This window comes from Rhizobium sp. Leaf453, assembly GCF_001425605.1.
Taxonomy (GTDB): Bacteria; Pseudomonadota; Alphaproteobacteria; order Rhizobiales; family Rhizobiaceae; genus Pararhizobium.
In genome coordinates this window covers 708,691-716,188 of record NZ_LMRG01000023.1, presented here as the reverse complement: position 1 = coordinate 716,188, position 7,498 = coordinate 708,691, and the positions used below count along the sequence as shown (strand labels likewise).

At 60.1% G+C, this 7,498-nt stretch carries 7 protein-coding genes; 1 reads left to right on the top strand and 6 read right to left on the bottom strand.

Annotated elements, in window-relative coordinates:
- Window positions 1-115: 115 nt before the first annotated feature.
- A complete protein-coding gene (locus tag ASG68_RS21480) occupies window positions 116-1,126 on the bottom strand; it encodes an IS30 family transposase (RefSeq protein WP_062580860.1) in 1,011 nt (336 codons plus the stop codon).
- 336 nt (window positions 1,127-1,462) lie between these two features.
- On the opposite strand from ASG68_RS21480, the gene ASG68_RS21475 reads away from it, so the two are divergent.
- Window positions 1,463-2,407 carry a phosphoribosylaminoimidazolesuccinocarboxamide synthase gene (locus tag ASG68_RS21475; RefSeq protein ID WP_062580963.1) on the top strand — a complete coding sequence of 315 codons (945 nt, stop codon included), beginning with the start codon at window positions 1,463-1,465 and terminating at the stop codon, window positions 2,405-2,407.
- On the opposite strand, the gene ASG68_RS21470 is transcribed toward ASG68_RS21475, so the two are convergent.
- The 5 genes from ASG68_RS21470 to tmk form a co-directional block, all read right to left on the bottom strand.
- Entirely contained in the window at window positions 2,400-3,248 is an 849-nt protein-coding gene (locus ASG68_RS21470) for an MBL fold metallo-hydrolase (protein WP_062580858.1), read from the bottom strand. The genes ASG68_RS21475 and ASG68_RS21470 overlap by 8 nt on opposite strands.
- A gap of 1 nt (window position 3,249) precedes the next feature.
- Window positions 3,250-4,029, bottom strand: a complete 780-nt coding sequence (locus tag ASG68_RS21465; RefSeq protein ID WP_062580856.1) for a TatD family hydrolase — start codon at window positions 4,027-4,029, stop codon at window positions 3,250-3,252.
- An 11-nt stretch (window positions 4,030-4,040) separates the two neighbouring features.
- Entirely contained in the window at window positions 4,041-5,591 is a 1,551-nt protein-coding gene (gene metG / locus ASG68_RS21460) for a methionine--tRNA ligase (RefSeq protein ID WP_062580854.1), read from the bottom strand.
- 140 nt (window positions 5,592-5,731) lie between these two features.
- Window positions 5,732-6,763: a DNA polymerase III subunit delta' gene (locus tag ASG68_RS21455; RefSeq protein ID WP_062580852.1), complete on the bottom strand. Its 1,032-nt coding sequence runs from the start codon at window positions 6,761-6,763 to the stop codon at window positions 5,732-5,734.
- Window positions 6,760-7,458 carry a dTMP kinase gene (gene tmk, locus ASG68_RS21450; RefSeq protein WP_062580850.1) on the bottom strand — a complete coding sequence of 233 codons (699 nt, stop codon included), beginning with the start codon at window positions 7,456-7,458 and terminating at the stop codon, window positions 6,760-6,762. The genes ASG68_RS21455 and tmk overlap by 4 nt, the downstream gene beginning before the upstream one ends.
- Between the last annotated feature and the right edge of the window lie 40 nt (window positions 7,459-7,498).

The window sequence follows — 7,498 nt, the reverse complement described above, 5'->3', positions numbered from 1 at the left end:
CAGACATTGCGACAGACCAGCGATCCGCAGCAGTTCATGACCGCCTTTGCCGGAAGGACATTCTAATTTTGCGGTGTGAGTTCATGCTGAAGCGCGACTTGCGGGCTTGATCAAGCTAACCGGCATACCGCATCTGGGCGAGCAGTTTCTTGCGAAAGACCTCTGCCGGCGTTCGATAGCCGAGGCATTTGCGTGGCGTGCCGTTCAGTCTGTTGCAGATCTCGATCAGGTCGGTATCCGTCACCGTCAGCGGATCGACCTCTCTCGATAGCCATTTCCGCGCTCGTCTGTTGGTATTTTCGACGGTGCCTTTTTGCCAAGGCGATTGTGGGTCGCAGAACCAGGTTTGCGTGCCGATACTGGCTTGCAGATAAGGCCAGTCGGTAAATTCCGTCCCGCGATCAAAAGTGATGGAGCGACGCGCGAGATGGGGCAGGGCTTGCAGGGCCTGGACGAGGCCATCCATGATGGGTCGGGATTGCCGATCATTGTTGCGCAGGAAGATGGCAAAGCGGCTCACTCGCTCGACGAGCGACGTCACATTGGCTTTTCCGAACTTCTTGCGAAACTGAATGAGATCGCATTCCCAATGCCCGAACTGCTTTCGGTCAGCGACAGTATCGGGGCGGCGCAGAATGTTGAGTTCCGGGCTAAACCTTTGACCATGCTTGCGTCTGGCATGACGCGGTCTGCGGCGGGCACGATGTTCAGGCAAATGTCGCCACAGTTTGATCGCCTGACCATCGGCAGAATATGCAAACTTGTAGATCGTCTCGTGGCTCACCGAGACAGGATGGCGCTCGAGCCGCATTCGGCCGGCGATCTGCTGCGGTGACCAACCGTGCGTGATCCGGTCGATGACGGACTGCCTGACATTCGAGAATCGCGCCAGCTTCCTCAACTTGGCGCGGCGCTCACACGCCATGTCATGCGCGGTGACGCAATAATAGCCATTCAGGTCCACAAACTCGGCATCGGTGAAGGTGTTGCGTCTGATCTCGCGAAATATCGTTGAACGATGCCTGCCCAGCTTTTCGGCGATCAGCTCAACACTCAGTCCGGCCGTTCTCCAACGCGCAATTTTGCGTCGTTCGTCCATGTCGACATGGGAGTAGGTGCGTTTCATTGCAGCTTCCTTGCGATTGACAACCCATCGGTATCATTCGCAAGTCGCACTTCATCATTGAACCCACCCGGCTNGTCGACATGGGAGTAGGTGCGTTTCATTGCAGCTTCCTTGCGATTGACAACCCATCGGTATCATTCGCAAGTCGCACTTCATCATTGAACCCACCCGGCCACAAACAAAGATCACATAAGATAGATTATGGAACTAATAGATACTAGGCACCGCGGTGATTTGCGCCGTTCTCTGCCACCTTGCCGCTTGACCGCTGCTACTGCCAAGGCTTAAGCGATGCCTGTCTCCATCGTCAGAGAAAGTCCGGACCCGATGAGCGATTTGCGCGTTCTTTCAGATGCTTTCATTCCAGAATTGCCAGGACGCTACAATGGCAAGGTCCGCGAGAATTACGATCTGCCGGATGGCAACCGCATCATTATCGCGACGGATCGCCTCAGCGCATTCGACGTGATCCTGACCGCGATCCCGTTCAAGGGCCAGGTCCTGACGCAGACCGCGCGTTACTGGTTCGAGGAAACGGCCGATATCTGCCCGAACCATGTCGTGTCCTATCCGGACCCCAATGTCGTCATCGGCACGCGACTCGACATCCTGCCGGTCGAGATCGTCGTGCGCGGCTATCTGGCCGGCACCACCAGCACGTCGATCTTGACCAAGTATCGCAACGGCGAGCGCGCCATGTATGGAATCACGCTTCCGGATGGCATGAAGGATAATGAGAAGCTGCCGCAGCCGATCATCACGCCGACCAGCAAGGCGTTCGATGGCGGCCATGACGAACCGTTGTCGGCCGACGAAATCCTGGCCCAGGGCCTGCTGACGCCACAGCAATGGGAAACCGTCTCTCGTTATGCACTGGCGCTGTTTGCGCGCGGCCAGCAGCGTGCAGCCGAACGCGGCCTCATTCTCGTCGATACCAAATACGAATTCGGAACCGACAAGGACGGCCGCATCGTTCTCGCCGACGAAATCCACACGCCGGACTCGAGCCGTTACTGGATCGCCGACAGCTACGAACAGAGTTTTGCCGCTGGCGCGCGGCCGAAGAGTTTCGACAAGGATTTCGTCCGCGCCTGGGTGACCGAACGCTGCGATCCCTACAAGGATACGATCCCGGAAATTCCCGCCGATCTCGTCGAGCAGACCTCCAAGGTCTATATCGAGGCGTTCGAGACGATCACCGGCAAGAAATTCGTCCCGGACCTCTCCGGCGCCACGGTGCTCGATCGTATCCGCACAAATCTGAAGCCATATTTCAGCTGATCGGAGGAATCAGACGGGCGAAATTATCGTTTAGTTCGAATTCCAGCCGCATCCCGTCATAGCCGGGCTCGATATGGTCCGGCGTCGCGCGCATCACCGTGTCGTAATCGAGCGGCGTGTGCATATGCGTCAGCACTGCGCGTTTTGGACCGAAGCGCTCGATCCAACCCAGCGATTGCTCAAGGGACAGATGGCTCGGATGGAACTTGTATTGCAGCGTGTCGATCACCAGCATGTCCAGCCCTGACAGCCGGTCGATCGTCTGTTGCGGAAAATCGCTGACATCGCTGCAATAGGCAAAATTGCCGACGCGAAAGCCGAGAGACATGATGCTGCCGTGGTGCTGCAGCAGCGGCTGGAACGGGATCGGCCCGCCGGCACCATCGATGACGACAGGCGTCAGCAATGGATCGATGATCCGTGCCTCAACGATCGGCGGATAATTGCTGCCGACGGGCGTTTCCAGGCAATAGCGAAAACCGTCGCGGATCCGGTCCATCGTCTCCTGATCAGCCCATATCGGCGTTTTGCGGCCGGAATACTGGACATAGCCGCGCAGGTCGTCGATGCCATGGATATGGTCGGCATGCGGATGCGAATAGAAGACGGCGTCGATATTCTGGACCTTGGCCGCGATCATCTGTTCGCGAAAGTCCGGGCCTGTGTCAATGACGACGGTGGTCCGTCCGCCATTTTGGCCGATCTGCTCAACGAGCAAGGCGGCGCGCGAACGGCGGTTTTTCGGGTTGGATGGATCGCAGGCGCCCCAGTCGCCGTTGATGCGCGGCACACCCGGAGACGAGCCGCAGCCGAGGATGGTGAAGACCCGCCTCACCGTCATCCTAGAGTCTCGGCATTTTAGAAAAGACGCGGAAAGCGTTGTCCGTCGTCAGTGTGGCGATCTCCTCGCGCGACACACCGATCGTCTCGGCCAGCACATCGGCCGTATGGGCGACATAGGCCGGCTCGTTGCGCTTTCCACGGAAGGGCTTCGGCGCAAGATATGGCGCGTCGGTCTCGACGATCATGCGATCATGCGGAACGGTCTTTGCGATCTCGCGCAGTTCTTCCGATTTCGGGAAGGTCAGGATGCCGGAGAAGGAGATATAACCACCGAGCTCGACGCCGACCTTGGCCAGCTCCGGGCCGGACGAAAAGCAATGCAGTAGGAAAGGGAAGGCCCCCTTCCCTGTTTCCTCGGTCAGGATGGCGGCCATGTCTTCGTCGGCCGAGCGGCTGTGGATCACCAGCGGCAGTTGGGTTTCGCGAGCGGCGGCAATGTGACGGCGAAGGCCGGTGGCCTGCGCATCGCGCGGCGCGTTGTCGTAGAAATAGTCAAGGCCGGCCTCGCCGATCGCCACGACCTTCGGGTGTGCCGACAAGCGGACGAGATCCTCGGTTTCGATGTCGAGTTCCTCGTCGGCATTGTGCGGATGGGTGCCGACCGAACAGAAGACATTCGGATAATGCTCGGCAATGCCAAGGATCGCGTTGAATTTCTTCACCCGCGTCGAGATGGTGATCATCTGGCCGACGCCGGCCGCACGGGCCCGATCGATGATCGCGTCCCGCTCTGCCTCGAAATCGGGGAAATCGAGATGGCAATGGGTATCGATGAGCATGCGGGCGTCCCTTACGCTTCCGGCGCGACGTAACGCGGGAAGACCGGCGTCGGGGCTTCGAGCGCGGTTCCGGCGACGAGACGGCCGGCCTCGCCCAGCGATGCGAATGACCGCTTGTCCGCCGGGATGGCCACAAGATCGAGCAGCTTGCCCGCCGACTCCGGCATGAACGGCTGCAACAGGATTGCGACCTGCCGCACAACATCTGCCGTCACGTAGAGCACGGTACCCATCCGGGCCGGATCGGTCTTCTTCAGCGCCCACGGTGCCTGGCCGGCGAAATAGCGGTCGGCTTCCGAGACGACGGCGATGATCGACGTCAGTGCCCGGTGGATCATCAGCGCGTTCATGTCGTCGCGTGTCGAGGCCTGAAGGGCATCGGCGGAAGCCAGCATCGCCTTGTCCTCATCCGTCAGCGGGCCACATTCGGGAATCTGCCCGTCGCAATTCTTGACGATCATCGACAGCGAGCGGCTGGCAAGATTGCCGACCCCGTTGGCAAGGTCGGAATTGATGCGCGTTGCGATCCCTTCCTCGCTATAGCTGCCATCCTGGCCGAAGGAGACTTCGCGCAGGAAGAAATAGCGGATCGGATCCAGCCCGAAATGCTCGACCAGATTGAAGGGATCGACGACATTGCCGAGCGACTTCGACATCTTCTCGCCCTTGTTGAGCAGGAAGCCGTGCGCGAACACCTTCTTGGGCAGCGGCAGTCCGGCCGACATCAGGAAGGCCGGCCAGTAGACGGCGTGGAAGCGGATGATGTCTTTGCCGATCATGTGGATATCGGCCGGCCAGAATTTCGCACGCGGACCGTTCTCATCTGTGAGGTATCCGGTCGCCGTGATGTAGTTGGTCAGGGCATCGACCCAGACATACATGACATGGCCGGGATCGTTCGGCACGGGGACACCCCAGTCGAACGTCGTGCGCGACATCGACAGGTCCTTGAGGCCCGATTTCACGAAGGAAATCACCTCGTTGCGGCGTTCCGCCGGACCGATGAAATCCGGATTGTCCTCATAGTGCTTCAGGAGCCTGTCCTGATAGGCGGAGAGCTTGAAGAAGTAGCTCGCCTCTTCCACCCATTCGACCGGCGTGCCCTGCGGCCCGTAGCGGACGCCATCGGCGCGCAGCTCGGTTTCGCCTTCCTGGTAATAGGCTTCGTCGCGCACCGAGTACCACCCGGAATAGCTGTCCTTGTAGAGATCGCCCGCATCCGCCATCCGGTTCCAGATTTCGGTTACGGCCTCGTAGTGACGCTTTTCCGTGGTGCGGATAAAATCGTCGTTCGAAGCGTTGAGCAGAGCGCCCATTTTCCGGAATTCGGCGGAGTTCCTGTCGGCAAGCTCCTGTGCCGAAATCCCTTCCTTGCGCGCCGTCTGCTGCATCTTCTGGCCGTGCTCGTCGGTACCGGTCAGAAACATCACCTCACGACCGTCCAGCCGCTGAAACCGCGCCATCGCGTCCGTCGCAATCAGTTCGTAGGCGTGGCCGATATGCGGCTTGCCGTTCGGATAGGAGATCGCGGTGGTGATATAGAAAGGGGGCTTGTCGCTCATGATCGGTTTCGGCCTGTTCGGATAATGCTTTGCTGGCCCGAGCTATTAGCGCATCCCTTGGCGGGATGAAACAGGCGCGGCCAGAAAAGGCGGCTTGTCGGCGGGAAAACAGGCCATGGATCTCATGGGATCGCGATAGGTTAGGCCGCGCCCTTGAGATCGTCGAGAATGGACAGGATCGTCTGCTTGCGGTCGAGATTATAGGCCTGCGCGACGGTCAGCCGCTCGGTGATCCCGCCGGAAAGCCGAGCGAACCGCTCAGCCCTTTCGATATCGCCCAAGCGGGCGGCAGTGCGTGCTTCTCGCATGATATGGCTGGTAACCAGCGCGGTGAAGAACTCGAAGATCGTCTCACCATCCTTGCCCGCGAGCACGTCGGCGAGCTTGTGCATGTCCTTGCGGATTGCAGGCCCCTGCCCGGCCAGAACCGTCTCGAACGCCGCCATAATGTCGAGGCCGCCATAGTTGATCAGCTTCAACGCTTCGGAGACGCTGCCATCGGCGGATGCCATGACTTTCTCGCCAGTTTCGCCGGAGAGGTCGAGCCCGAGATGTGCCATGGCCTGCCCCAGCGCATCCGGCGCCAATGGCTTCAGCTGCAAGGGCAGGCAGCGGGAGCGGATCGTCGGCAGAAGCTTGCCCGGCGCATGGGTCAACACGAGGAAAAGCGAACGCTTCGGCGGTTCTTCCAGGATTTTCAGGATGGCGTTGGCGGCGTTGCGATTGAGATCGTCGGCAGGGTCGACGATGACAATGCGCCAGTTGCCGGTGCCGGATGTCTGCGAGAAGAATTTTCCGGCGCGGCGGACTTCGTCGACCGTGATGGCGCCCTTGACCTTGCCGGTCTTTTCATCAGTCGGCCGCGTCAGATGCAGCAGATTGTGTGAGGCTCCAGATGCGATTTGCCGGCTGACAATCGATTTCGGATCGGGACCCGCCAGTTCTTCCGGCGCCAGCGTGGGCTCCGGATGGCTCAGCACGTGATTGGCGAAGCGAAAGGCCAGCGTCGCCTTGCCGATACCCTCCGGGCCTTCGATCAGAATCGCGTGATGCCCCTTCCCCGAACGGTAGCTCTGGGCCAAGAAATGCTCTGCCTCGGCATGACCGAACAGTTTCGTATTTTCGGCAGGTGGCACCGCGCCATCGAGAACATCGAACCGGTCAATGCTCATGGCGTCACGTCCGCATTTGGCCCACCGTTCGATCCGGGCAGCATAGCCACGACGATCGCGAGCACGGCTGCCGCGATATCGCTGGCGGATTGGGCGGCATCGACGACGTGGCAGCGCGTGGGATCGGCCGCCGCGATATCGAGGAAGGCCTCTCGGCGCTTCTCGTGCGTTTCAAGCTCCTCCCGCTCGAACCGGTCGAGTTCGATTTCCTGGCCTGCTTGAGCCTGCGTGTTGGTCGCGCGCCGGTGTACGCGCTCCAACCCAAGCGCGGCGGGTAGATCGAAAACGATGGTACAATCGGGAACAAGGCCGTTGATAGCGACGCGCTCCAGCGCTGCGATGAAGGACGGCTCCAGATTGCCGGTCACACCCTGGTATACTCGGGACGAATCCATGAACCGGTCGCAGATGACGACCGTGCCTTTTTGAATCGCCGGGCGGATGACCTGTTCGACGTGATCGCTGCGGGCGGCGGCAAACAGCATCGCTTCCATCCGCACGCCAAATTCCTGCGCCGCACCGGACAGGAGCACATGGCGCACAGCCTCCGCACCGGGCGAGCCGCCGGGTTCGCGTGTCGTCAGTACCGTATAGCCGCGCTCGCGAAGCGCGTCGGCGAGCAGGCGAATCTGAGTGGACTTGCCTACCCCTTCCCCACCTTCGAACGTAACGAACAAACCGTTTCCGACAGACACTCACAATTCCCGCATCAGGCCAGCGTTTTCAATGGCGCCG